Genomic DNA, 20,838 nt, shown 5'->3' with positions numbered 1-20,838 from the left:
GGCTGCGGCAAGTAGCGACCGGACGAGTTTCATGCTGGCGGCTCCCCTTGCGCTGCTGCAGCCAAGCGAAGTCGCAAGCGTTATGCAGATCGCGCTCGAGGATCCGCACATGCAGCCTGGCGTCGACCAGCCGGTGCGGGTGATGTGCCGCTTTCTGCTGCTCGTCTTCGGCCCAATCTCTCACGATGATCGTGGCGGCGGTCATGCAGATTCCGACCATCCGCGGGTGGTAGATGTGAGGCAGCTTTTGGATGAGCGCCGCGGCCGCATCCCCAATTGCATTGATCAGCTTGTCGCGCCGCTCGGCGTCGAGTTGGAAGGCGGGCTTGAACTTGCGAAGCCATTCGAGAGTCAGGGGCAACTCGAATGTGATGTCGACCTCCGGCAGGGTGCATTTCCAGAAGCTGAAGAGGAAGCGATCGATCTCGTTGTCGAAGTCGATCTCCGCCTGGCTCGGCGGGTCGACTTCGTAGTGCTCGTCGGCCAAGGGCATCAGGAATTCGGTCGGCATGGCGCTGATCCAGTTCGTCGGTGCCTGACAATGATCGGAAACGCGATACGAAACTACGCCTTTGAAAAAGCGAGAAATCGGACAAACTAAACGGCCAAAAGTTTGAAACGGCCGCAAATTCCTACGACCGATCGCCGGGGTTTCAGCCGCGCGCGACTGACTGTGCCACGGGGTGGACCCGCCCTAGGACCCAGGCTCGAGCCGGGGCGCCCTCGGCGCCGTCGAGGGCGCCTGGAGCGCAACAACTGCAATACCTATGCAGTTGTCTCGCCAGCAATCTCAACGACTTAGAAAACGCGCGTGGTAGCGGCTTGCAAGCAAAGCCGCCAGTGCCTCCATCAGACGAGCGCGCTCGTGCTCCCGCTGCGTATCCATCCGGGCATGGCGAGCGAGCTCGCGGTTCATGAAGAAGGAAGGGGCGAAGAATCGCCACGCCACATAGGCGACACAAAGCCCTAGAGGCACATATATCGTCGGCTCAGTCATGGCCAAGCTGTCCCCCGATCAACATCCGCAGTCGACTGACTTAGCATCAAAACCAACCGTTTTCCAATCTCCGCGCGAATAAAGTAATTCATTCAATACTTTGGGTGTAGTGCGAGTTGATCGGCCGGATCGACAATGATCAACAAAGTCCGTCTAAAAATATAGCTTGACCGACCTCAATCAACCGCCCGTTATTGTGCCCATAAACACTTTAAAAGCGGAGAACGGCCATGACGAATACCGACAAACAGAACGAGGTAAATTTGTTTTTCCAGATCGCATCTGAGTTACGGCGCGCTGAAAGGGAAAACGCCGACCCAGTGGAGATGTTGGAGCTTCTCGACGAGGTCGAAGCGTATCACAAGAACACGTCAAGCGCGTTCATCCGCGAACGCTGCGCCGATCTCCTGCGCCGCCACGAGAGCCTGAATACCGCTGCCGCCAGATAGCGGGCTCGCCCAAAGTCTTGAGATCCGAAGGCCCGCTGCTCCGGCAGCGGGCCTCAACGTCTGTTTGTTGCCTATGGAGTACGAAAATGCCTGAACTGTCGCGCCACATTATGCACAAGCCCGGAACGTCTCAATGGGACGTCCTTCACCCTTCCAAGGTCGCTGAAACCGGCCTGCCGATTGTCCTGATGCAACTGGTCTACCCGGCGCATCTGCTTCCGCATTTTCGCGGGAAAGCCAGAGACTTCAGGGCCGAGTATGCCGAAACACCAGGAATTGACATCTTCCGAATTTGGGACACCCCGATTGAGCACCACCTAAATCCGAAGGGTCCGTTCGAGCTCCGTATCCTCTCGGCTACACTGCCCGCGTCTCTCATGGAGACGTCGATCAGGGCCTATCTGGACGATTGGAGCGTAACAGCGCTGAACCCACTCTAATCGAAGGCGCCGCCGGTTGGCTTCGCCGCGGCTATCGCGCGCTTGCGCTTCCGCAAGGCTGCTTCGGTAGCCTGTAGCAACTCGTCGCCGTTCATCTCTGCCGGATCCTTCGCCACCGTGGCGTTGCGGTCGGCTCGATCAAGCATTCCGCCGATTTGAAGTAGCGTGCGCTGCGCGCTGGCCCGGGCCTGGGCCGGCGCCTTTAGGTCGCGGCACACGATCAGGGCCGATTCGAAAGCCGCTTCGATGCCTTCGACGCGAGCGCGCCGGATGATAGCGGCGCGGCGCCGCTGCTCGTCGTCGTCAAACTCGTCGTCCTGGTCGCTCATGCGAACGCTCCAATCGGTTTCTGATCATCCCGGCGGCGGGCGTCGAGCTCGACCCGTAGCGCCGCTATCTGGCATTCCAGTGCGGCAGCCTCGCCGGTTGGGGTCGGCCGCGGCGCCGCAATCATCTTGCGGAATTCCGCGTTCTGCTTGCGCTCGGCTCGAGCCTGCTCCCTGGCCGCGGCGCCGCCGGGCTTGTGAGTGCGCTGCCACTGTCTATGTGCAGCCAATTCCTCAGGGCTCATCTTCGCTAAGCGCCGGGCTCTCTTTTCGGCCGCGCGAATCCGATCGCGGACTTTGCGTTCGGTCTTCTCCGGGGTGGCCGCGGCTGCCGACACGTGCCATGCTTTTCCTTTAGGGGTCGCGCCATGCAGGCGGCATCGCTTGAATCCGGCCTTAACCGGATTGCGACACGACTCCCCCGTCGACCGGGCGTGAGCTCCGCAACGCGGCGCTGCCTTCCACGCCGCAAGGTTCTTCCGGGCCTGCGCGCGAGAGATCGTGCGCCATTCCGGCGACGTTGACCAGGCGAGCAGCCAGGACGGAGCGCCCCGCTTCTTCATGACCGCAATTCCCATTGCACGCTCACGTGAGGTATCGCCGAAAAAGCCGTTGCTTCCTCGCGACGATATCCGCCATCTGGGTACTGTTGTCCCGCCACGCCAAAGACAGATTGTCCTCCCATCCCCGCGGCGGGAAATGCGGCTTGCGCGCGCATAAGTGGGAGGGACCATGGGGTAGAGCGGGTGGTATAGAAAAGAAGCAGAATGGTATCTGGTTCTTCGCACACGCAAGCCGCAGTTGCCGCACGCTCACTCGTCATGACTGACTCCACCGGACAATTTGTCCGAATTTAACCATTTACGGGCTTCGCCGGCCGCAGCGATTGCCTTCCGCCTTGATGCGCGCTCTGCTTTCTCTCGCACTGCTTGCGATTCAAACCTCTGATGGATCCGGGCGTTAACGCGCCATTCAGATGGGCCATCCTGATCTCGCTTGCTGACCGCGATCCAGTTTGCTGTTTCGAGCTCTGCCATTGCCGCAAACAGGCGCCGCCGGTCGCGGAGTTCAGTGCGCGCGTCGTAGATCATCCGGCGCGACAACGTCGTCCGATCCGGCTTGGTCAGCAAATACCCGGCCACACCACGGGCGTCCGCCGCCTCGGTGTTTGGCTCGAAATATCGCGAGTAAAACGCCATCGAATGCCGGAGCACGAAGCGACTGAATAAGACGGCCTTTTCCACCGTGCCGAGCGAAACCGTCGGCGGGAGCGAACCACTCGACCGAAAGGCCGCCTCGAGGCCGTGAAACACAAGGACGATGCGCGGCAGGATCATGCCGAACTTTGCGACATGCCCCTGCCAGGCGGCCGACAGGCCGGGCGCGTTCTTCAGCCTTGCGATCTGCTCGGCAGCAGCGTCAAATGCAATTTGGGCTTCGGAAGCCATGCGGATCGGTGTTCCGTCGGTAGGTTGGTTCGAGGCCAGCATCTGGATGGCCCTCGCATACGCCGCAGCCGCTTCTTCGTCCGGCGGTTCATCAATCCCGTGTCGGTCGACGTCGTCATCAAGGATGAACGTGAAGCGCTGAAGCATTCCATCGGCGCCAAGGTTCCGGGCCATCTCGGCGATCTTCAGCGGCTGGGAACTGGCGAGGACGGTCATCAGCGCACTGTCGGCGCGGATGGAGCCGCCGTTTACTCGATCGACCGAAATTGCCGAGCCATCGAATAGGCGAAGCGCTTGACTTCGATCGCCATCGCCGTTCCGCTTGTACGCGCCCAACGACCCGAAGAGGCTCATGAGCTCGTCAGGCGAGCGCATCAGCCCCCGCGGATTGTGAGCGTGCAGTTGGACCTGCTTCTCCAACGTCACATCGTCTACCACACACCGCCGTTGGATAGGTTCGGTTCCAGGGGGCAGAGCATCTTTCCGCCGGCTCTTATATGCTTGGTTGGCCGTCTCCCACATGTCGTGCTCGAGCTTCCAAACGCGATGCCACTCTGCATCGAGGTTGCGCAGAGGCTTCTCGGCGGCCTTGATGATCGGCGACTTCGCGCTGCCGGGTGCCGCGATGATGCAGGCCCACAGCCCCGCGGGCTGCGTAAATCCGGTATCGAACTTGCGGATCTGGATCCTGGCGGACGCTCCAATCGCGGCCGATGCGACCGCAACGGCGGCAATCGCAGCAAAGCTCTCCGGTGTGCCCTTACGGCGGCTTTCGCTGCGAACCCATCGATGGAGCATTTCAGGCAGGCAGTTGGGCGGCAAGGTCGACAGGTCCGCCGGATCGTTCTGCGCAAAGATGTCCAGCGGCTCCGGCAGATCGTCGTCGGCAGGATCAGGTGCCGCCGGCTCGGGAGCTTCCGCGGCTACAGCGGCGCGCCGGTCGCCGACGATCTGCCGAAGATCAACTTCATGCCAGAAATCAAGCTGCGCAAAGGCAGCCGGATTTATTGCTTCCATGGCCGACAGCGTATCGGCCTGCTCGACCAGCTTTTCCGGTCCCCATCCTGCGGGACCGTCGTCCACGCCATATTCGAACCAACGGGCCACCACCAGCGCGGTCCAGCGTAGCCCAACTGCACGCGCGACGGTCGGCAACGCTGATTTCCACGTCGCGCCTTCACCGAACTCGGGAAATTGGTCTCCGGCCAACTGGCGGCAGAGCCACGTCAACGCCTCCCGTTCGGTCGGGCGCCTGAGGTCTGTGCCAATCTCGCCCACGACCGCAAAATCAGGCCCGTAGATCGGCGATCCGCCGAAGGTTATGTCGCCGGCCTCATCGATGTTACCGAATTCGCGGATCAGTGATGCAGGCGAATGCTTGCGCTCGGTGCCGTGGTCGAAGATCCCGTCAGGATAGATCGACAAATCTTCCTCCAGGTCGCGATCGAGATCGGCAGAAGAGACACGCCACTCATCATGATCGCCCGGCACCACGGGGACGACCGACGGTAGCCACTCCGATCGACGGGCCATGACCGCGCGCAAGACGGCATCCCCCGAGGTGTACGGCGCCCCTGTGGCGCCTGCGACCTTCTGCTTTGAAGCTGGAGCTGGAACGGCGTAGCCTAGACGGGTAGCCGCGGCGGATATCTCGTCAAATGCGCGGTCTAGGTCTTCCGGTTCGAGCAACGGCAAGGCGCTGAACGGCGTGTCTAGCAAAGAGCAGTTGAGCTTGGCGCCCGACGTGTGCGTCCCAGCCACGACGACTTGCTGGCCTGCAGCAAGAAATTCTACGGCGTGTTTGCCTCCTTCCGGATCCACGAATGGCCGATTGTCCTTGTCGAACGGCTTGGTCAGTCGGACGAACACGGCACAGCTTGTAGAGTTGTCGCGCCACCGTAACGGAAGGCGCTCCACTGTCATGCCGACTGCCCGCGCGATTGCCGTTTTGATCTCGGCGATGAACAGCCCGGCGCGATCGGCAGCCGGTCCCGTCTCCGTCGGCCCGATTTTGATGTCGAGATCGAAGACCCCGATTTCACCAGTGACGACGCACCAATTAACCGGACCTGTCCAATGCTTCCATTCGACTATGTCGGCTTGTGCGACTGGCGCGTTTCGCCAGTCCTTGAACCCGACCCATTTCCCGTTCTTGAATTGAGATGGGATTTTGCCGTCGCTGATGCGATCGACAAGGCCGCCCTTGGCCCGGTCCCAAAATGTGCAAGTAGCTCCGGGGGGCGCGGCTGGCCGCAGCATCGTGGCGTAGCCACCGGCCAACAGCCGGTCTAGATCGCTGACGTTCGGTGCTCGAGCTAGTTCGCGCGCTCGCTCCCAATTGGGCCTTTCGGGTTGCGCGGTGAAGGCTTTTTGGGGTATGGTCACGGGGTCCAAATACCTTTCTTCGGGCTCGGTGCGATCTGCCAGGATCGACCGGGCCTTTTCGTTTTACTGGGTGTTGTCGACAACCAAGCGCAGATACGGGACGGGCAGCCGCGGGCGCCGGCGGGCCGTCTTCGCAACGATCTCATCGACGTCAGCTTGGTCAACATAAAGCCGGCCGCCGCCACGACGCTCGGCGTGCAATTGCCCGCAAGCGATCCACTCCCGGATCCAACTCGTCGAGCGTTTGGCACGTGTCGCGGCTTCTCTCACGGTCATGAACACGGGTGGCTCGATTGACGGTTCTCTGCGCATGGTTTTCCCTTTGGCTGGTTGGTCGTGGCCGATTGTCGTGGTGTTCTTTGTGCGATGCGACTGCGATTTTAGCGGCGGCAATCGTACAATTTCCGAAGGCTCAACGGCTGGTCGTCGGTCTTGCCGATGCGATAGGAGATGCAGTCCTGTTCGTCGATCGACCTGGCAAGTGCGGCGCCGCGGCCGGCGCGCTTGAAGCGCTCGACACCGGGCGCTTGTTGCCACAAAACCAGCAAACCGCGGACGGTGCCGGTGATGTACTGGAGCTCGAGCCGAATGAAATCGTCCGCGGCGATGCAGTCGCGCCGTCTACGGTTGACCGCCGCAAGCAAGTCTCTCTTCCAACGATTCACACCGGCGCGCATGTGACGGCCCTTTAATCCCCGCTCATTCTTTGGAATGCCGAGGTTCAGGAGGCTCGCCGTCTCGCCATAGAGAGGCGTCGGCTTTATTGCGCCGAGTTCGCTTTCCAACAGCATCGTGACGGACGCAATCACACGGGCCGCGGGGGAGAAGTATTTGCTCTGCGAGATCGTTCGATCCTTCGCCAAAAGCTCGCAGGCCACCTGCTGGTAGCGCCAGCCTCTTACCAGTTCATCAACAACCGGCTCGGCAGCGGCACCCGACACGCCTGCAGCCGCCATCAACGCAAGAGCCTTCGTTCTCAGCGTGTGGTCGATGACCGCGGCAAACGCGTTGAGATCGGTCAGCACGTTGCGGATCGAAACCAGATAAGAGGGGTCGATCTCAACCGGTCCCGCCCAAGGCGAGGGCGCGACCATTTCGTTTGCGCGGCGAAAGCCTTCGACCAGGAATGCGAGAAGGCTCGTGGGATTGGGATCGTCGTACCGATCCGGGTGGTCGGGGCGCTCTCGCTGGCTCCGCAATTCAAGATGGTCGAGCGCAATCATGCGGCACCGACGCAGCTTTCCAGGAAGGCGTCGGCATCGACGCGACGGACAAGCGTCCGCCCGCCGATGCGAACTTTCTTCAATTGGCCTGTGCGGAGAAGCCGCCAAACTGACGCGCGGCTGATGCGAAAATAGACCGCTGTTTCGCTGACCGTCAGAACTGCAGGGGAGTGAGTACTGTGCTGGATGCCCATGGATGACCTCGGCTCGGAGCGTGCTGCTCACGTTGATTGGCCAGAATCCGAGTCATCCGTTTCACCAGCGGCCAGTTGTCTACTACGATATCGGCCCGTGCCATATAAGTCAACCAAATCAATATTTTATGTCATACAGAATCGGGCGATCTCCTGATCGGGCTTGCCATATCCACCGAATCCCGAAGCAACGAAATCGACAACGAAAACTCTGCGCGACAACGCTCATTCGCCGCAAAGCCAAGGAATCTAAGGGGAGAAGCTTGGTACGCCCAAGGGGAATCGAACCCCTGTTCCCGCCGTGAGAGGGCGGTGTCCTGACCGCTAGACGATGGGCGCGCTCAAGAACCGGCTACATAGGCTGGCGGCCGGGAAAAAGCAACTGGGGTTTCTGACGCCTGAACCACTTTACGGATTGGCTGTGTCAGGACTGCCGTTTCGGCTCGATCAGGTCCCAGAGATTGCCATGAAGATCGGAGAACACCGCCACCGTGCCATAGGCTTCGTGGCGCGGCGCCTCGCGGAACTCGACGCCTTTCGCCAGCATCGCCTGGTGGTCGCGGGAAAAATCGTCGGTCTCGAGAAAGAGAAAAACCCGGCCGCCGGTCTGGTTGCCGATGCGGCTGGCCTGCTCCTCGCCGGAAGCTTCAGCCAGGAGCAGCCGCGCGCCCTGGCCCTTGGCCGGCGCGACGGTGACCCAGCGCTTGCCGCCGCCAAGGTCGACATCCTCGATGAGCACGAAGCCGAGCCGCTCGACATACCAGCGAACCGCCTCGTCGTAATTGCCGACGACGAGCGCGACGGTCGCAACGCTGCGGCGTTCGGCAAAGCCGCTCATTTGTTGCGAATCGCGAACTGGCCGATGATGCGGCGCTCGGCGATGTCGTAGACGAAGATCGACCGGCTGCCGTCGGCAAGCTCGGTGTCGATCGACAGGCGGTTGCCGGAGAGCGACTGGCTGACCACCTTGGCGCCGACGGGAAGCACGATGTCGCCGGAGAGCGACGCGCCGGCCGGAACCTGGACATCGCCGGCAGGCGCTGATCCGGCCACCGGTGCGTTGCGGGCTTTGTAGACAAGCGCGCCGATCACCACCATAAGGGCGAGGAACAGAAGGCCGAGATTGACGATCATGAAGCGGACGAGCTTGCGGCGCACATTCTCGGCCGCGGGGTCGAGCGGCTTTTCCTCATCTTCTTCGGCGACCGGCCGGGCCATGGCTAAACAATCCGCAACGGGTTTCGATGAGCGCTCATAACGAAGAGACCCCGATATTGATAGAGGACGAATCGGCGGACGAGGAATCCGGCGAAGCCGTCGCGCTCGAAGCCGGCGCCGACGCCGCCGGGCAGCGCCTCGACCAGTGGCTCGCCGCCAGGCTCGGGCCGGAGCTTTCGCGCAGCCGCGTGCAGGCGCTGATCAAACAGGGGGCTGTCTCCATCGCCGGCAAGCCGGTGCTGGAAACCAAGCGCAAGCTGATCGCCGGTGAGCGGATCGAGATTCTGGTGCCCGCGCCCGAGCCGGCCGAACCGCAAGGCGAGGACATTCCCCTCGACATCCTCTACGAGGACGACGAGCTGATCGTGATCAACAAGCCGGCGGGGCTGGTCGTGCATCCCGGCGCCGGCAACTGGACCGGCACGCTGGTCAATGCGCTGATCCATCATTGCGGCGACAGCCTGTCCGGCATCGGCGGCGTCAAACGGCCTGGTATCGTCCACCGGTTGGACAAGGAAACCAGCGGCGTCATGGTGGTGGCCAAGACCGACCGGGCGCATAAGGCCCTGTCGGAAGCCTTTGCCGATCACGGCCGCACCGGCGATCTCGAACGCGCCTATCTGGCGCTGGTCTGGGGCATTCCGCAGCGGCCGACCGGCACGATCGACGCCCATCTCGGCCGAGCCGCCGACCGCGTCCGCCGTGCCGTCGTTCCCGAGGGCCGCGACGATGCCCGCCATGCCGTCACTCATTTCAGCGTCGTCGAGCGCTTCGGCGAAGGACAGCAGGCTTTCGCCACCGCGAGCCTCGTCGAATGCCGGCTGGAGACCGGCCGCACCCACCAGATCCGCGTCCACATGGCCCATATCGGCCATCCGGTTGTCGGCGATCCGGACTACGGCCAGGCGTTCCGCACCAAAGCCAACCGGCTGCCGGAACCCTTGAAAACCAAGGTCAAAGCCTTTCCACGGCAGGCCCTGCATGCCTGGCTCCTTGAATTCGAGCACCCGACCACCCATCTAACGATGAGGTTCGAAGCGCCGATACCGGGAGACATGGAGGAACTCGTCGTCGACTTCCGAAAACTTTGAACCGACCCGCCAACAAGCTGCAAACCAGCCATCAAAAAACCTGACCGGCGTTGTTCACTTCAACGTGACAGACTGTTTAGCGTTGAACAAATGCCTGTCTTTTCTGGTTTTGTTCCTATATACAGAAGTTGTCGCGGATGAGCCTTTGGCATCCGTGACGTGTGCCCGCCGCGTTTCGGGGGCATCCACTCCAAAGAGAGAGGGGGCGCTATCATGGCCCAATCATTACCCAGTATTGTTTCCGGTGAAGGCGGTCTCGCCCGTTACCTGGAAGAAATCCGCCGCTTTCCGATGCTTCAGCCGCAGGAAGAGTACATGCTCGCGAAACGCTACGCCGAGCATCAGGACACCACGGCTGCGCACAAGCTCGTCACCAGCCATTTGCGGCTCGTCGCCAAGATTGCCATGGGCTATCGCGGCTACGGCCTGCCGATCGGCGAGGTGATCTCGGAAGGCAATGTCGGCCTCATGCAGGCCGTTAAGAAATTCGAACCGGAGCGTGGTTTCCGGCTCGCCACCTATGCCATGTGGTGGATCAAGGCCTCGATCCAGGAATACATCCTGCGCTCGTGGAGCCTGGTCAAGATGGGCACCACCGCCAACCAGAAGCGTCTGTTCTTCAACCTGCGCAAGGTGAAGGGCAAGATCCAGGCGCTCGATGATGGCGACCTGAAGCCCGACCAGATTGCCGAGATCGCCACCCGCCTCAACGTTTCCGAGGCGGAAGTGGTGTCGATGAACCGCCGCCTGTCGGGCGACGCTTCGCTCAACGCCCCGATCCGGGCGAGCGAGGGCGAGTCTGGCGAATGGCAGGACTGGCTGGTCGACGACCACGAAAGCCAGGAAGAGATGCTGATCGAGCAGGACGAGCTGGAAAGCCGGCGCGCCATGCTGTCGGGCGCTCTGTCGGTGCTCAACGACCGCGAGCGGCGCATCTTCGAGGCGCGCCGCCTTGCCGAAGAGCCGCTGACCCTGGAAGAGCTCTCGGCCGAGTTCGACATCAGCCGCGAGCGCGTGCGCCAGATCGAGGTGCGCGCCTTCGAGAAGGTGCAGGACGCGGTCAAGGCCGCCGCCAAGCGTCAGATGCAGGCGCTGCGCACCATCGAGGCGCAGCCGGCGGCGTAAAGCCACCGCACATACAGCAACAACAAAACGGCGGCGCCAGAATCTGGCGCTGCCTTTTTTTGTTTGGCGAAGCGGCGAAACCAGCCCTTTCTCCCCGTCACTATACGGGGAGAAATGTCCGGCAGGACAATGAGGGGCAGCGCCGAGGCTGCGAGGTTTGTTCCAACAATCGGATCGGGAGGCGGCGCGGTCCCTTCGAATGCCGCGCCGCCCCTCATCCGCCCTTCGGGCACCTTCTCCCCGTGAACGGGGAGAAGGAAAAATCATGCCGTCGGCTGCTTGGTCTTCCTGAGATAAGGCAGCACCGTTTCATACGCCCCAAAACGCTTGACCGCATCCTCGTTGGAGACGGCGGCGGTGATGATCACGTCGTCGCCCTGCTTCCAGTTGGCCGGCGTCGCCACCTGGTGCTTAGCGGTCAACTGGATGGAATCGATGACGCGCAGGATCTCGTCGAAGTTGCGCCCCGTGGTCATCGGATAGGTCAGCACCAGCTTGATCTTCTTGTCGGGGCCGATGACATAGACCGAGCGCACGGTGGCGTTGTCGGCCGGCGTGCGGCCTTCCGAGCTCTCGCCGGCGCCCGCCGGCAGCATTTCATAGAGCTTGGCGACGTGAAGGTCTTTGTCGCCGATCAGCGGATAGTGCACCGTATGACCGGTGGCGGTCTTAATGTCGGCCTGCCACTTCTCGTGGCTCGACACCGGATCGACCGAGATGCCGATGATCTTGACGTTGCGCTTTTTGAAATCGTCCTCGAGACCCGCCATGGTGCCGAGCTCGGTCGTGCAGACCGGCGTGAAATTCTTCGGATGGCTGAACAGCACCGCCCAGCCGTCGCCGATCCAGTCGTGGAACTTGATGGTGCCCTGCGTGGTCTCGGCCGTGAAATCCGGCGCGACATCGTTGATACGAAGACTCATGACCTGTCCCTACCCTCTTTGAAAACCGTAGCCGGCCTGCGGCTGGCCGTTGCCGGCTGCAAAAGCGTAGCACCATCGCGACGCCGATTAAACGCTCGCGATGATGGTCATGGCCTGCGCGAGGCGAATTTTTTGCGTGACCGCCGGCAATTCGCGGTAGGATTTTCCGTCGGAACGGGTATCGGAGCCGCTCAGGCCTTCTTTACCGCGAGCGTCACCGCGAGATCTTCCATGCGCTGCGCGAGCGCGCCGAGCGCGGTTGTCAGCACGCTGTCGCTCTTGTCGGCCTTGGTCAGCGCCTCATCGCGCGTCTTGCGCAAGGTCAGCACTTCGCTCTCCATGCCCTTGACGCGCTTGGTGAGCTCGGACAGCTCGTCCATCACCATGATGCCGGCCATGACGGTAAGCCGCTGGTCGCCGATTTCGCCGAACGAATCCTTCAGATGCGAGACATAGCGGTCGAAGCGCTCGGCAAGGTCGATCAGGTGCTCTTCCTGGCCCTCGTCGCAGGCCATGCGATACTGCTTGCCGTCGATGGAAACCGTGACCTGTGCCATTGCCCTACCTGTCCAGAACCGCGCGGATGGTTTCCATGGCGGTCACCAGCCGCCGCGACACTTCCTTGTTGGCGTCTTCCAGACGCTCGGCGCGCGCTTCGGAATTGTCGAGCTCCTGCGCCAGGCGCGAACGGTCGGCGTTCATGCGCTGCACCTCTGCCTCGGCTTCCGAATAATCACGCTCGTGCTCGAGCTTCGCCGCCACGGCGTTTTCCAGCCCTTCCATGGCCTTGCCCAGCCTGGCGATGACTTCCTTGAGGGTCGTTTCCCCGGTCATGGCCTTCGTCCTATGCCCTGCCCATCACCGAATCGCGCGCATTCAGAACGCGTTACCTCGGAAAGATTAGGCGCCGGGTGAAGGGCGCGTCAACAAAGCTCTCGCGACTGTCCCCCGCTATCGCTAATGTAAGGCGCTCGATGCCATCACAAGCCCGGCAAAATCCGTCCCGATTTGTTGACTAAAAGGCCGCGCCTGCTATGTGTCGCGGCATCCTTTTCCAAGGGCTCTCCCCAGGCTCCAACCCACTTCCGGAGGAAGCATGACGTCGCGTGAACAACATGATCGGATGGCCAACGCGATCCGTTTCCTTTCCATGGACGCCGTCGAGAAGGCGAACTCCGGTCACCCCGGCCTGCCGATGGGCTGCGCCGACATCGCCACCGTGCTGTTCAGCCGTTTCCTGAAATTCGACGCCAAGGCCCCGCACTGGGCCGACCGCGACCGCTTCATCCTGTCGGCCGGCCACGGCTCGATGCTGCTCTATTCGCTCCTCTACCTCACCGGCTACGAGGACATGACGATCGACCAGATCAAGAACTTCCGCCAGCTCGGCTCCAAGACCGCCGGCCATCCCGAATACGGCCATGCCGCCGGCATCGAGACCACCACCGGTCCGCTCGGCCAGGGCCTTGCCAATTCGGTCGGCTTCGCGCTCGGCGAGCGCATCATGAACGCCGCCTTCGGCAATGATCTCGTCAACCACTACACCTATGTGCTGGCCGGCGACGGCTGCCTGATGGAAGGCGTCTCCCAGGAAGCCATCGCGCTGGCCGGCCATCTGAAGCTCAACAAGCTGATCGTCTTCTGGGACAACAACAACATCTCGATCGACGGCCCGGTCTCACTGGCCGACAACACCGACCAGGTCGCCCGCTTCCAGGCCTCCGGCTGGAACGCCAGCCATATCGACGGCACCGATCCGGAAGCGATCGCCTATGCCATCGAGGCGGCGCGCCATTCCGACAAGCCGACGATGATCGCCTGCAAGACTACCATCGGCTTCGGCGCCCCGACCAAGGCCGGCACCAACAAGGCGCATGGCTCGCCGCTCGGCGCCGAGGAAATCGCCGGCGCCCGCAAATTCTTCAACTGGGAGTCGCCGCCCTTCGAGATTCCGGCCGACATCCTCGACGCCTGGCGCGCCGTCGGCGCCGGCGGCGCCAAGGCGCGCGCCGACTGGGAAGGCCGCCTCGCCAAGGCCGAGCCGAAGCTCAAGGCCGAGTTCGAGCGCCGGATCGCCGGCAAGCTGCCGTCCAACTTCGACGCCGTCATCGCCGATTACAAGAAGAAGCTCTCGGCCGACAAACCGAAGGTCGCCACTCGCAAATCCTCCGAAATGGCGCTGGAAGTCATCAACGGCGCGGTGCCGGAGACCATCGGCGGCTCGGCCGACCTCACCGGCTCCAACAACACCAAGACCAGCCAGACCAAGAACATCACGCCGGACGATTACGGCCAGCGCTATGTCCATTACGGCATCCGCGAGCACGGCATGGCGGCGGCGATCAACGGCCTCACGCTGCATGGCGGCCTGATCGCCTATGGCGGCACGTTCATGTGCTTCTCGGACTATGCCCGTCCTTCGATGCGCCTGGCCTCGCTGATGGGCATCCGCTCCATCTTCGTCATGACGCATGACTCGATCGGCCTCGGCGAGGACGGCCCGACCCACCAGCCGGTCGAGCATCTGGCGGCATTGCGCGCCATCCCGAACCACAATGTCTTCCGTCCGGCCGACGCGGTCGAAACCGCCGAATGTTGGCAAATCGCGCTGGAATCCGAAAAGACGCCGTCGACCCTGGCGCTGACCCGCCAGAACCTGCCGACCGTGCGCACCGAGCATTCGGCGAAGAACCTCTCCAGCCAGGGCGCCTATGAGCTCGCCGCGGCAAACGGCGAGGCCGTGGTGACGATCTTCGCCACCGGCTCCGAGGTCGAGATCGCGCTCGGCGCGCGCGACCTGCTCGAAAAGCACGGCCATCCCACCCGCGTCGTCTCGGTGCCCTGTTTCGAGCTGTTCGACCAGCAGAGCGATGACTACCGCAAGGAGATCATCGGCAACGCCAAGGTGAAGGTCGCGATCGAGGCCGGCATCCGCCAGGGCTGGGACCACCTGATCGGCACCGACGGCGTCTTCATCGGCATGCACGGTTTTGGCGCCTCCGGCTCGATCGAGCAACTCTATCCGCATTTCGGCATCACCGCCGAGGCCGCGGCAAAAGCGGTCGAGACTCGTCTGCACGGCTGACCGGCTGCGTCAATTCGCGGGGCCGCAAATAGGCGGCTCGGCCATGCTGGACTAACCTAATCGATTTAAGTTCGACCTTCTGCGGCTGGATTCTTTGGCTCATGGCCGCTATGAAGCAGCGGACCCAATCGCCCCCAGTCCCTAGGGAGAAAACAATGACCGTCAGAGTTGCCATCAACGGATTTGGCCGCATCGGCCGCAACATCCTGCGCGCCATCCATGAATCCGGCCGCAAGGATATCGACGTGGTCGCCGTCAACGACCTCGGCCCGGTCGAGACCAACGCGCATCTGCTTCGCTACGACAGCGTGCATGGTCGCTTCCCGCATGAGGTGACCGTCGACGGCGACCAGATCTCGGTCGGCAAGGAGAAGTTCAAGGTCACCGCGATCAAGGATCCGACCCAGCTGCCGTGGAAGGAACTCGGCGTCGACATCGCGCTCGAATGCACCGGCATCTTCACGGCCCGCGACAAGGCGGCCGCGCACCTCGCCGCCGGCGCCAAGCGCGTCATCGTCTCAGCCCCGGCCGAAGGCGCCGACCTCACCGTCGTCTACGGCATCAACCACGACAAGCTGACCAAGGACCACATCGTCATCTCGAACGCGTCCTGCACCACCAACTGCCTGGCGCCGCTGGCGGCGGTGCTGCATGAGACCGTCGGCATCGAGAAGGGCATGATGACGACGATCCACTCCTACACCGGCGACCAGCCGACGCTCGACACCATGCACAAGGACCTCTACCGCGCCCGCGCCGCGGCGCTGTCGCAGATCCCGACCTCGACCGGTGCCGCCAAGGCGATCGGCCTGGTCCTGCCCGACCTCAAGGGCAAGCTCGACGGCATCTCGATCCGCGTGCCGACCCCGAACGTCTCGGTGGTCGACTTGAAGTTCGTCGCCAAGCGTTCGACCACGCCGCAGGAGATCAACGAAGCGCTGATCGCCGCCTCCAAGGGCAAGCTCAAGGGCGTGCTCTCGGTCACCCATCACCCGAACGTCTCGATCGACTTCAACCACGATCCGCACTCCTCGATCGTGGCCCTCGACCAGACCAAGGTCATGGACGGCAATTTCGTCTCGGTGCTGTCCTGGTACGACAATGAATGGGGCTTCTCGAACCGCATGGGCGACACCGCCGTCGCCTTCGGCAAGACCATCGCCTGATCCAGGCTCGCTAAGCAGTTTCGAACGCCCGGCTCCGGCCGGGCGTTTTCGTTTTAGTCTCGGCGGTTCCGCATGCCGTGGAGATTAGCCGCAACACCAGTCGCTCCGCCCGTGGATGACGAGAGGAAAGCGGCTCCTCCATTTCCCCACGCCAGCAGAATCCAAAAAACCACGCTGTTGCCTTGCACTGGTCATGTCTTCGCCCCACTCTCCCGTAAATCGACAAATGAGAGGGACTTGAGGGGCACTGGCGGATGGAGCATGCGATCTATCTTGTGACGCTGGTCGGCACTGCGCTCATTGTTGCCGCCGCGTTTTCGAGCCTGATCGCCTTCCGCTTCGGCGCTCCATTGCTGCTCCTCTTTCTCTGCATCGGGCTTGCCACCGGCGTCGACGGCCTCGGCATCGAATTCGACAATGCGCGGCTGGCTTATTTTGCCGGCTCACTGGCTTTGGCCATCATCCTGTTCGACTCCGGTTTCGGCACCCCGCTCAACGCACTGAAGCAAGCGGCCGGGCCGGCATTGTCGCTGGCCACTATAGGCGTCATCCTGACCACCGGCATCTTCAGCGTCGCCGCCTCCTATTTTCTCAAGCTCAGCTGGCTGGAATCCTCCCTGCTCGGCGCCGCCGTCGCCTCGACCGACGCGGCCGCCGTGTTCTTCCTGCTGCGCGCCGGCGAGATCCATCTGCGCGAGCGCGTGCGTTCGACGCTCGAAGTGGAATCCGGCACCAACGACCCGATCGCCATCTTCCTCACCATCACCCTGGTCGAGATCATCGCCGCGCATGCAAACCCCGAGGCCAACGTGCTGGCCGCCAATCTCCTTCTTGGCTTTCTTGCCAATATGGGGCTCGGCGCCGTGATCGGCGTCCTCGGCGGCTTCGGCATCGTGCGTCTGGTCGAGCGGCTCAACCTGGATCACGGCCTGCTGCCGATCTTCGTGCTGACGCTGTCGCTGATGGTGTTTGCCGCCGCCGGCGCGGTCGGCGGCTCAGGCTTCCTCGCCGTCTACCTTGCCGGGCTGATCGCGGGCAATTCCGACATCCGCGCCGTCACCATCCTGAGGCGTTTCCAGGACGGCATGTCGTGGCTGGCGCAGATCATCATGTTCCTGATCCTCGGCCTGTTCGCCACACCCTCGCAGTTCCCGGCGATCCTGGTGCCGGCGGTGCTGCTCGGCCTGTTCCTGATCTTCGTCGCGCGGCCTTTGGCCGTCTGGCTCTGCCTGATCCCCTTCCGCCTGCCGCGTCCCGAGGTCGCCTTCGTGTCCTGGGTCGGCCTGCGCGGCGCGGTCTCGATCCTGCTTGCCATCACGCCGCTGCTCGGCGGCCTGGAGCATGGCCGCCTGATCTTCAACGCCGCCTTCATCATTGTGCTAGTGTCGCTGGTGGTGCAGGGCTGGACGGTCGGGCCGCTGGCGCGCCGCCTCGGCCTGATCGTGCCGGCGCGTCTCGGGCCCCTGGACAAGGTCGAGCTCGAACTGCCGGGCTCAGCCCATCACGAACTGCTTGCCTATCGCGTCGCACCCGGCAGCCCGGTGGCGCGCGGCGAGCGCATCCCGCGCTGGGCAAGGCCCTCGCTGGTGCTGCGCGACGGCCGCTCGATGCGCTTCCAGGACATGGGCCGTCTCACCGCTGGCGACCAGGTCTATATCTTCGTGCCGGATCGCTATCCGCGCCTGCTCGACAAGCTGTTCGCCAGCCGCGCCGTGGTCGACCCCGAGGACGCCGACTTCTTCGGCGCCTTTGCCGTCGATCCGGCCCGCTCCGCGGCGGAGCTGGAAGCGGCCTATGGGCCTGGCCTTACCGAGGCCGAACAGAAGCTCACCGTCGCGGCGCTCGTTACCGAGCGGCTCGGCGGCCATGCCGAATATGCCGACCGCGTGATGATCGGGCCGATCGAGCTGATCGTGCGCGACGTCGACGAGAAAGGCCGGATCACCGGGCTCGGCCTGTCCTTCGAGCCGACCGCGCAGGTGGCGCGCGTGCCGGTGTTCATGAGCGCCGGCGAGATCGGCGATCGCATAGCGGCGCTGATCCGCAACTGGCGCAGGCCGGTGGAAAAGCAGCCGGTCGAGGACGTGCCGATCGATCCCGTGGCGCCGGCACCGGGCGAGCAAAAGGCAACCGGCGAAGGCTGATGTCTCATGGCGACATCATTTTTGCGCGCGCGCTTTAACGCGGCTCTTGCATCGCCGCCGCTGCCGGGTAAGGTCCCCGCGTTTTCGCTAGAGCAATTCCATGAAAGATGTGGGCGGCTTTCCGTCCGGAATTGCGTCAACGCACCAGGAAGGAACGGATCATGGCCGGCTTCAAGACACTCGATGACATCGGCGCCGTCAGCGGCAAGCGCGTCCTGGTGCGCGTCGACCTCAACGTTCCCGTCGCCGACGGCAAGGTGACCGACGCCACTCGCATCGAGCGCATCGCGCCGACCATCGCCGAACTCTCGAAGAAAGGCGCCAAGGTCATCCTGCTTGCCCATTTCGGCCGTCCGAAGGATGGTCCGTCGGCCGAATTCTCGCTGGAGCCGATCGCCAGGGCCACGGCCGAGGTTCTCGGCCTCCCCGTCCGCTTCGCCGCCGACTGTATCGGCGACAAAGCCGCCGAAGGCGTTGCCGCCATGAAGGACGGCGACGTGCTGCTCTTTGAAAACACCCGCTTCTACAAGGCCGAGGAGAAGAATGACCCGGCCTTCACGGAAAAGCTCGCCGCCAATGGCGACATCTATGTCAACGACGCCTTCTCCGCCGCGCACCGCGCGCATGCGTCGACCGAAGGCCTGGCGCACCGGCTGCCGGCCTATGCCGGCCGCACCATGCAGGCCGAGCTCGACGCGCTGGAAAAGGGTCTCGGCAATCCGGTACGGCCGGTGGTCGCCATTGTCGGCGGCGCCAAGGTCTCGACCAAGATCGACCTTTTGATGAACCTGGTGAAGAAGGTCGACGCGCTGGTGATCGGCGGCGGCATGGCTAACACCTTCCTGGCCGCGCGTGGCACCGATGTCGGCAAGTCGCTTTGCGAGCACGACCTTGCCGGCACCGCCAAGCAGATCATGATCGAGGCGGCGGAAGCTGGCTGCGCCATCATCCTGCCCGCCGACGGCGTGGTGGCCAAGGAATTCAAGGCGGGTGCCGCGAGCGAGACCGTTGCCATCGATGCCGTGCCGGCGGACGGCATGATCCTCGATGTCGGCGCAAAGACCGTGCAGAGCGTTACCGACTGGATCGACCGCGCCGCGACCTTGGTGTGGAATGGCCCGCTCGGCGCCTTCGAGATAGAGCCCTTCGATCGCGCCACGGTGGCGGCGGCAAAGCACGCGGCCGCCCGCACCAAGGCAGGCAAGCTGGTCTCGGTCGCCGGCGGCGGCGACACGGTGGCCGCCCTCAACCATGCCGGCGTCGCCGACGACTTCACTTATGTCTCGACCGCCGGCGGTGCCTTCCTCGAATGGATGGAAGGCAAGCCGCTGCCCGGCGTCGAAGTGCTGAAGCGGTAAACAATCCGAGACAAGGCAAAGCCAGCGCGGCTTTCAATCGATTCGCGCTTTCCGGGGTCATTCCTTTGGCGATAATGTTCTGCTAGCGCGGAACAAACGCAGCGTAGGAGAGCACCCATGAGCGAACGTCTCGAAGATATCGCCACCGCGATGGTGAGCGGCGGCAAGGGCCTTTTGGCTGCCGATGAGAGCTCCGGCACCATCAAGAAACGTTTCGACGTCATCGGCGTCGAATCGACCGCCGACAACCGGCGCGACTATCGCGAGATGATGTTCCGCGCCAAGGAAGCGATGTCCAACTACATCTCCGGCGTCATCCTCTTCGATGAGACCATCCGCCAGAAGGCCGCCGACGGCACGCCGCTGGTCGACATCATCAAGGCGGCCGGTTCCATTCCGGGCATCAAGGTCGATCTCGGCGCCAAGCCTCTCGCGGGCTTTCCCGGCGACACCATCACCGAGGGCCTCGACGGCCTGCGCGAGCGGCTTGCCGATTACTACAAGCTCGGCGCCCGTTTCGCCAAATGGCGCGCGGTGATCGATATCGACACCGGCAAGGGCGTACCCTCGGCCAACTCGATCGCCTCGAACACCCATGCGCTGGCCCGCTATGCCGCGCTTTGCCAGGAGGCCGGCATCGTGCCGATCGTCGAGCCGGAAGTGCTGATGGACGGCGCGCATTCGATCGACACCTGCTACGACGTCACCAAGGCGACGCTGGTCAAGCTCTATGACGAGCTTTACGCGGCGCGCGTCGTGCTGGAAGGCTCGATCCTGAAGCCCAACATGGTCATCTCCGGCAAGAAGTCGGGCAGGACCGACAGCCCCGAGGAAATCGCCGAAAAGACGATAAAACTGTTCCGCGAAGTGGTGCCGGCGGCAGTGCCGGGCATCGCCTTCCTGTCCGGCGGGCAGGAGGACGAGGAAGCGACGGCCAACCTCAACGCCATCAATGCCATCGGCCCGCATCCGTGGAAGCTGACCTTCTCCTATGGCCGCGCGCTGCAGGCCGCGCCGCAAAAGGCATGGAGCGGCAAGGCCTCGAACGTCGCCGGCGGCCAGGCCGCCTTCACCCACCGGGCCTATATGAACCATCTGGCGGCGCTCGGGAAATGGCAGCCGGCGCTTGAGAAAGCCGCCTGACGCCATCTCTTCCAATTCCAACAGAAGCCCGGGCTCATGGCCCGGGTTTTGTTTTTTGCGGGCCGCGTTCCTACCTGAGCAGCGAAACAACGGCGACTGTGTCGGGTTGAGCCGATGTCGAAC

21 protein-coding genes and 1 tRNA gene are annotated in these 20,838 nt (G+C 63.1%); 9 read left to right on the top strand and 13 right to left on the bottom strand.

Annotation, left to right across the window (positions count from 1 at the left end; genetic code table 11):
* Positions 1–790: 790 nt before the first annotated feature.
* Complete coding sequence (locus EJ072_RS19260) at positions 791–997, bottom strand: hypothetical protein (protein WP_126080847.1); 207 nt, start codon at positions 995–997, stop codon at positions 791–793.
* Positions 998–1,227: 230 nt separating this feature from the next.
* Here EJ072_RS19260 and EJ072_RS19255 point away from each other — a divergent pair, with 230 nt between their 5' ends.
* Together EJ072_RS19255 and EJ072_RS19250 are read left to right on the top strand one after the other, a co-directional pair.
* Complete coding sequence (locus tag EJ072_RS19255; protein WP_126080846.1) at positions 1,228–1,446, top strand: hypothetical protein; 219 nt, start codon at positions 1,228–1,230, stop codon at positions 1,444–1,446.
* 86 nt (positions 1,447–1,532) lie between these two features.
* Positions 1,533–1,886 carry a hypothetical protein gene (locus tag EJ072_RS19250; protein ID WP_126080845.1) on the top strand — a complete coding sequence of 118 codons (354 nt, stop codon included), beginning with the start codon at positions 1,533–1,535 and terminating at the stop codon, positions 1,884–1,886.
* Here the strand turns inward: EJ072_RS19250 and EJ072_RS19245 are convergent.
* From EJ072_RS19245 to EJ072_RS19205, 9 genes are all read right to left on the bottom strand, one after another.
* Entirely contained in the window at positions 1,883–2,215 is a 333-nt protein-coding gene (locus EJ072_RS19245; protein WP_126080844.1) for a hypothetical protein, read from the bottom strand. The genes EJ072_RS19250 and EJ072_RS19245 overlap by 4 nt on opposite strands.
* Positions 2,212–2,775, bottom strand: coding sequence for a hypothetical protein (locus EJ072_RS19240; RefSeq protein ID WP_126080843.1), 564 nt, complete (start codon positions 2,773–2,775; stop codon positions 2,212–2,214). Before EJ072_RS19240 ends, EJ072_RS19245 begins: the two co-directional genes overlap by 4 nt.
* A gap of 249 nt (positions 2,776–3,024) precedes the next feature.
* Entirely contained in the window at positions 3,025–6,045 is a 3,021-nt protein-coding gene (locus EJ072_RS19235) for a DUF3987 domain-containing protein (protein ID WP_245467366.1), read from the bottom strand.
* 63 nt (positions 6,046–6,108) lie between these two features.
* On the bottom strand, positions 6,109–6,321 hold the full coding sequence (locus tag EJ072_RS19230; protein WP_245467365.1) for a helix-turn-helix domain-containing protein: 213 nt from the start codon (positions 6,319–6,321) through the stop codon (positions 6,109–6,111).
* 104 nt (positions 6,322–6,425) lie between these two features.
* Positions 6,426–7,268: a hypothetical protein gene (locus EJ072_RS19225; protein ID WP_126080840.1), complete on the bottom strand. Its 843-nt coding sequence runs from the start codon at positions 7,266–7,268 to the stop codon at positions 6,426–6,428.
* On the bottom strand, positions 7,265–7,462 hold the full coding sequence (locus tag EJ072_RS19220) for a helix-turn-helix domain-containing protein (protein WP_126080839.1): 198 nt from the start codon (positions 7,460–7,462) through the stop codon (positions 7,265–7,267). The genes EJ072_RS19225 and EJ072_RS19220 overlap by 4 nt, the downstream gene beginning before the upstream one ends.
* A 264-nt stretch (positions 7,463–7,726) precedes the next feature.
* A tRNA-Glu gene (locus EJ072_RS19215) sits at positions 7,727–7,801 on the bottom strand.
* 85 nt (positions 7,802–7,886) lie between these two features.
* Positions 7,887–8,300: a VOC family protein gene (locus EJ072_RS19210; protein ID WP_126080838.1), complete on the bottom strand. Its 414-nt coding sequence runs from the start codon at positions 8,298–8,300 to the stop codon at positions 7,887–7,889.
* Positions 8,297–8,680, bottom strand: a complete 384-nt coding sequence (locus EJ072_RS19205) for a fimbrial protein (RefSeq protein ID WP_126080837.1) — start codon at positions 8,678–8,680, stop codon at positions 8,297–8,299. The genes EJ072_RS19210 and EJ072_RS19205 overlap by 4 nt, the downstream gene beginning before the upstream one ends.
* 26 nt (positions 8,681–8,706) lie before the next feature.
* Between EJ072_RS19205 and EJ072_RS19200 the strand changes: the two genes are divergently transcribed.
* Together EJ072_RS19200 and rpoH are read left to right on the top strand one after the other, a co-directional pair.
* On the top strand, positions 8,707–9,771 hold the full coding sequence (locus EJ072_RS19200; RefSeq protein ID WP_126080836.1) for an RluA family pseudouridine synthase: 1,065 nt from the start codon (positions 8,707–8,709) through the stop codon (positions 9,769–9,771).
* A gap of 213 nt (positions 9,772–9,984) precedes the next feature.
* On the top strand, positions 9,985–10,896 hold the full coding sequence (rpoH, locus tag EJ072_RS19195; protein WP_126064089.1) for an RNA polymerase sigma factor RpoH: 912 nt from the start codon (positions 9,985–9,987) through the stop codon (positions 10,894–10,896).
* A 263-nt stretch (positions 10,897–11,159) separates the two neighbouring features.
* Here rpoH and EJ072_RS19190 read toward each other — a convergent pair whose 3' ends face one another.
* From EJ072_RS19190 to EJ072_RS19180, 3 genes are all read right to left on the bottom strand, one after another.
* Complete coding sequence (locus tag EJ072_RS19190; RefSeq protein ID WP_126080835.1) at positions 11,160–11,819, bottom strand: peroxiredoxin; 660 nt, start codon at positions 11,817–11,819, stop codon at positions 11,160–11,162.
* 191 nt (positions 11,820–12,010) lie between these two features.
* On the bottom strand, positions 12,011–12,376 hold the full coding sequence (locus EJ072_RS19185) for a cell division protein ZapA (RefSeq protein WP_042641578.1): 366 nt from the start codon (positions 12,374–12,376) through the stop codon (positions 12,011–12,013).
* Positions 12,377–12,380: 4 nt separating this feature from the next.
* The gene (locus tag EJ072_RS19180) at positions 12,381–12,653 is read right to left on the bottom strand and encodes a DUF4164 domain-containing protein (RefSeq protein WP_023763725.1); all 273 of its coding nucleotides are present in this window, start codon (positions 12,651–12,653) and stop codon (positions 12,381–12,383) included.
* 262 nt (positions 12,654–12,915) lie between these two features.
* Here EJ072_RS19180 and tkt point away from each other — a divergent pair, with 262 nt between their 5' ends.
* The 5 genes from tkt to EJ072_RS19155 all read left to right on the top strand — a co-directional run bounded on the left by tkt (position 12,916) and on the right by EJ072_RS19155 (position 20,715).
* Positions 12,916–14,904: a transketolase gene (tkt, locus tag EJ072_RS19175; protein ID WP_126080834.1), complete on the top strand. Its 1,989-nt coding sequence runs from the start codon at positions 12,916–12,918 to the stop codon at positions 14,902–14,904.
* A gap of 155 nt (positions 14,905–15,059) precedes the next feature.
* Entirely contained in the window at positions 15,060–16,070 is a 1,011-nt protein-coding gene (gene gap, locus EJ072_RS19170) for a type I glyceraldehyde-3-phosphate dehydrogenase (protein ID WP_126080833.1), read from the top strand.
* A gap of 254 nt (positions 16,071–16,324) precedes the next feature.
* Positions 16,325–18,214 (top strand): potassium/proton antiporter, encoded by a 1,890-nt coding sequence (locus EJ072_RS19165; protein WP_245466908.1) that lies wholly within the window; start codon positions 16,325–16,327, stop codon positions 18,212–18,214.
* Between the two features lie 161 nt (positions 18,215–18,375).
* A complete protein-coding gene (locus EJ072_RS19160; protein WP_126080832.1) occupies positions 18,376–19,572 on the top strand; it encodes a phosphoglycerate kinase in 1,197 nt (398 codons plus the stop codon).
* 117 nt (positions 19,573–19,689) lie between these two features.
* The gene (locus EJ072_RS19155; protein WP_126080831.1) at positions 19,690–20,715 is read left to right on the top strand and encodes a class I fructose-bisphosphate aldolase; all 1,026 of its coding nucleotides are present in this window, start codon (positions 19,690–19,692) and stop codon (positions 20,713–20,715) included.
* The last annotated feature ends 123 nt before the right edge of the window (positions 20,716–20,838 follow it).

It is taken from the genome of Mesorhizobium sp. M2A.F.Ca.ET.046.03.2.1, from assembly GCF_003952425.1.
Classification (GTDB): Bacteria; Pseudomonadota; Alphaproteobacteria; order Rhizobiales; family Rhizobiaceae; genus Mesorhizobium.
Note: the sequence above shows the minus strand (reverse complement) of the source record. Positions and strands in the feature narration are given on the sequence as shown.

Bases quoted from the DNA above. Each gene is read 5' to 3' on its own strand.
- EJ072_RS19260 (WP_126080847.1), bottom strand. From the start codon at position 997: ATGACTGAGCCGACGATATATGTGCCTCTAGGGCTTTGTGTCGCCTAT.
- EJ072_RS19255 (WP_126080846.1), top strand. From the start codon at position 1,228: ATGACGAATACCGACAAACAGAACGAGGTAAATTTGTTTTTCCAGATC.
- EJ072_RS19250 (WP_126080845.1), top strand. From the start codon at position 1,533: ATGCCTGAACTGTCGCGCCACATTATGCACAAGCCCGGAACGTCTCAA.
- EJ072_RS19245 (WP_126080844.1), bottom strand. From the start codon at position 2,215: ATGAGCGACCAGGACGACGAGTTTGACGACGACGAGCAGCGGCGCCGC.
- EJ072_RS19240 (WP_126080843.1), bottom strand. From the start codon at position 2,775: ATGAAGAAGCGGGGCGCTCCGTCCTGGCTGCTCGCCTGGTCAACGTCG.
- EJ072_RS19230 (WP_245467365.1), bottom strand. From the start codon at position 6,321: ATGACCGTGAGAGAAGCCGCGACACGTGCCAAACGCTCGACGAGTTGG.
- EJ072_RS19225 (WP_126080840.1), bottom strand. From the start codon at position 7,268: ATGATTGCGCTCGACCATCTTGAATTGCGGAGCCAGCGAGAGCGCCCC.
- EJ072_RS19220 (WP_126080839.1), bottom strand. From the start codon at position 7,462: ATGGGCATCCAGCACAGTACTCACTCCCCTGCAGTTCTGACGGTCAGC.
- EJ072_RS19210 (WP_126080838.1), bottom strand. From the start codon at position 8,300: ATGAGCGGCTTTGCCGAACGCCGCAGCGTTGCGACCGTCGCGCTCGTC.
- EJ072_RS19205 (WP_126080837.1), bottom strand. From the start codon at position 8,680: ATGGCCCGGCCGGTCGCCGAAGAAGATGAGGAAAAGCCGCTCGACCCC.
- EJ072_RS19200 (WP_126080836.1), top strand. From the start codon at position 8,707: ATGAGCGCTCATAACGAAGAGACCCCGATATTGATAGAGGACGAATCG.
- rpoH (WP_126064089.1), top strand. From the start codon at position 9,985: ATGGCCCAATCATTACCCAGTATTGTTTCCGGTGAAGGCGGTCTCGCC.
- EJ072_RS19190 (WP_126080835.1), bottom strand. From the start codon at position 11,819: ATGAGTCTTCGTATCAACGATGTCGCGCCGGATTTCACGGCCGAGACC.
- EJ072_RS19185 (WP_042641578.1), bottom strand. From the start codon at position 12,376: ATGGCACAGGTCACGGTTTCCATCGACGGCAAGCAGTATCGCATGGCC.
- EJ072_RS19180 (WP_023763725.1), bottom strand. From the start codon at position 12,653: ATGACCGGGGAAACGACCCTCAAGGAAGTCATCGCCAGGCTGGGCAAG.
- tkt (WP_126080834.1), top strand. From the start codon at position 12,916: ATGACGTCGCGTGAACAACATGATCGGATGGCCAACGCGATCCGTTTC.
- gap (WP_126080833.1), top strand. From the start codon at position 15,060: ATGACCGTCAGAGTTGCCATCAACGGATTTGGCCGCATCGGCCGCAAC.
- EJ072_RS19165 (WP_245466908.1), top strand. From the start codon at position 16,325: ATGGAGCATGCGATCTATCTTGTGACGCTGGTCGGCACTGCGCTCATT.
- EJ072_RS19160 (WP_126080832.1), top strand. From the start codon at position 18,376: ATGGCCGGCTTCAAGACACTCGATGACATCGGCGCCGTCAGCGGCAAG.
- EJ072_RS19155 (WP_126080831.1), top strand. From the start codon at position 19,690: ATGAGCGAACGTCTCGAAGATATCGCCACCGCGATGGTGAGCGGCGGC.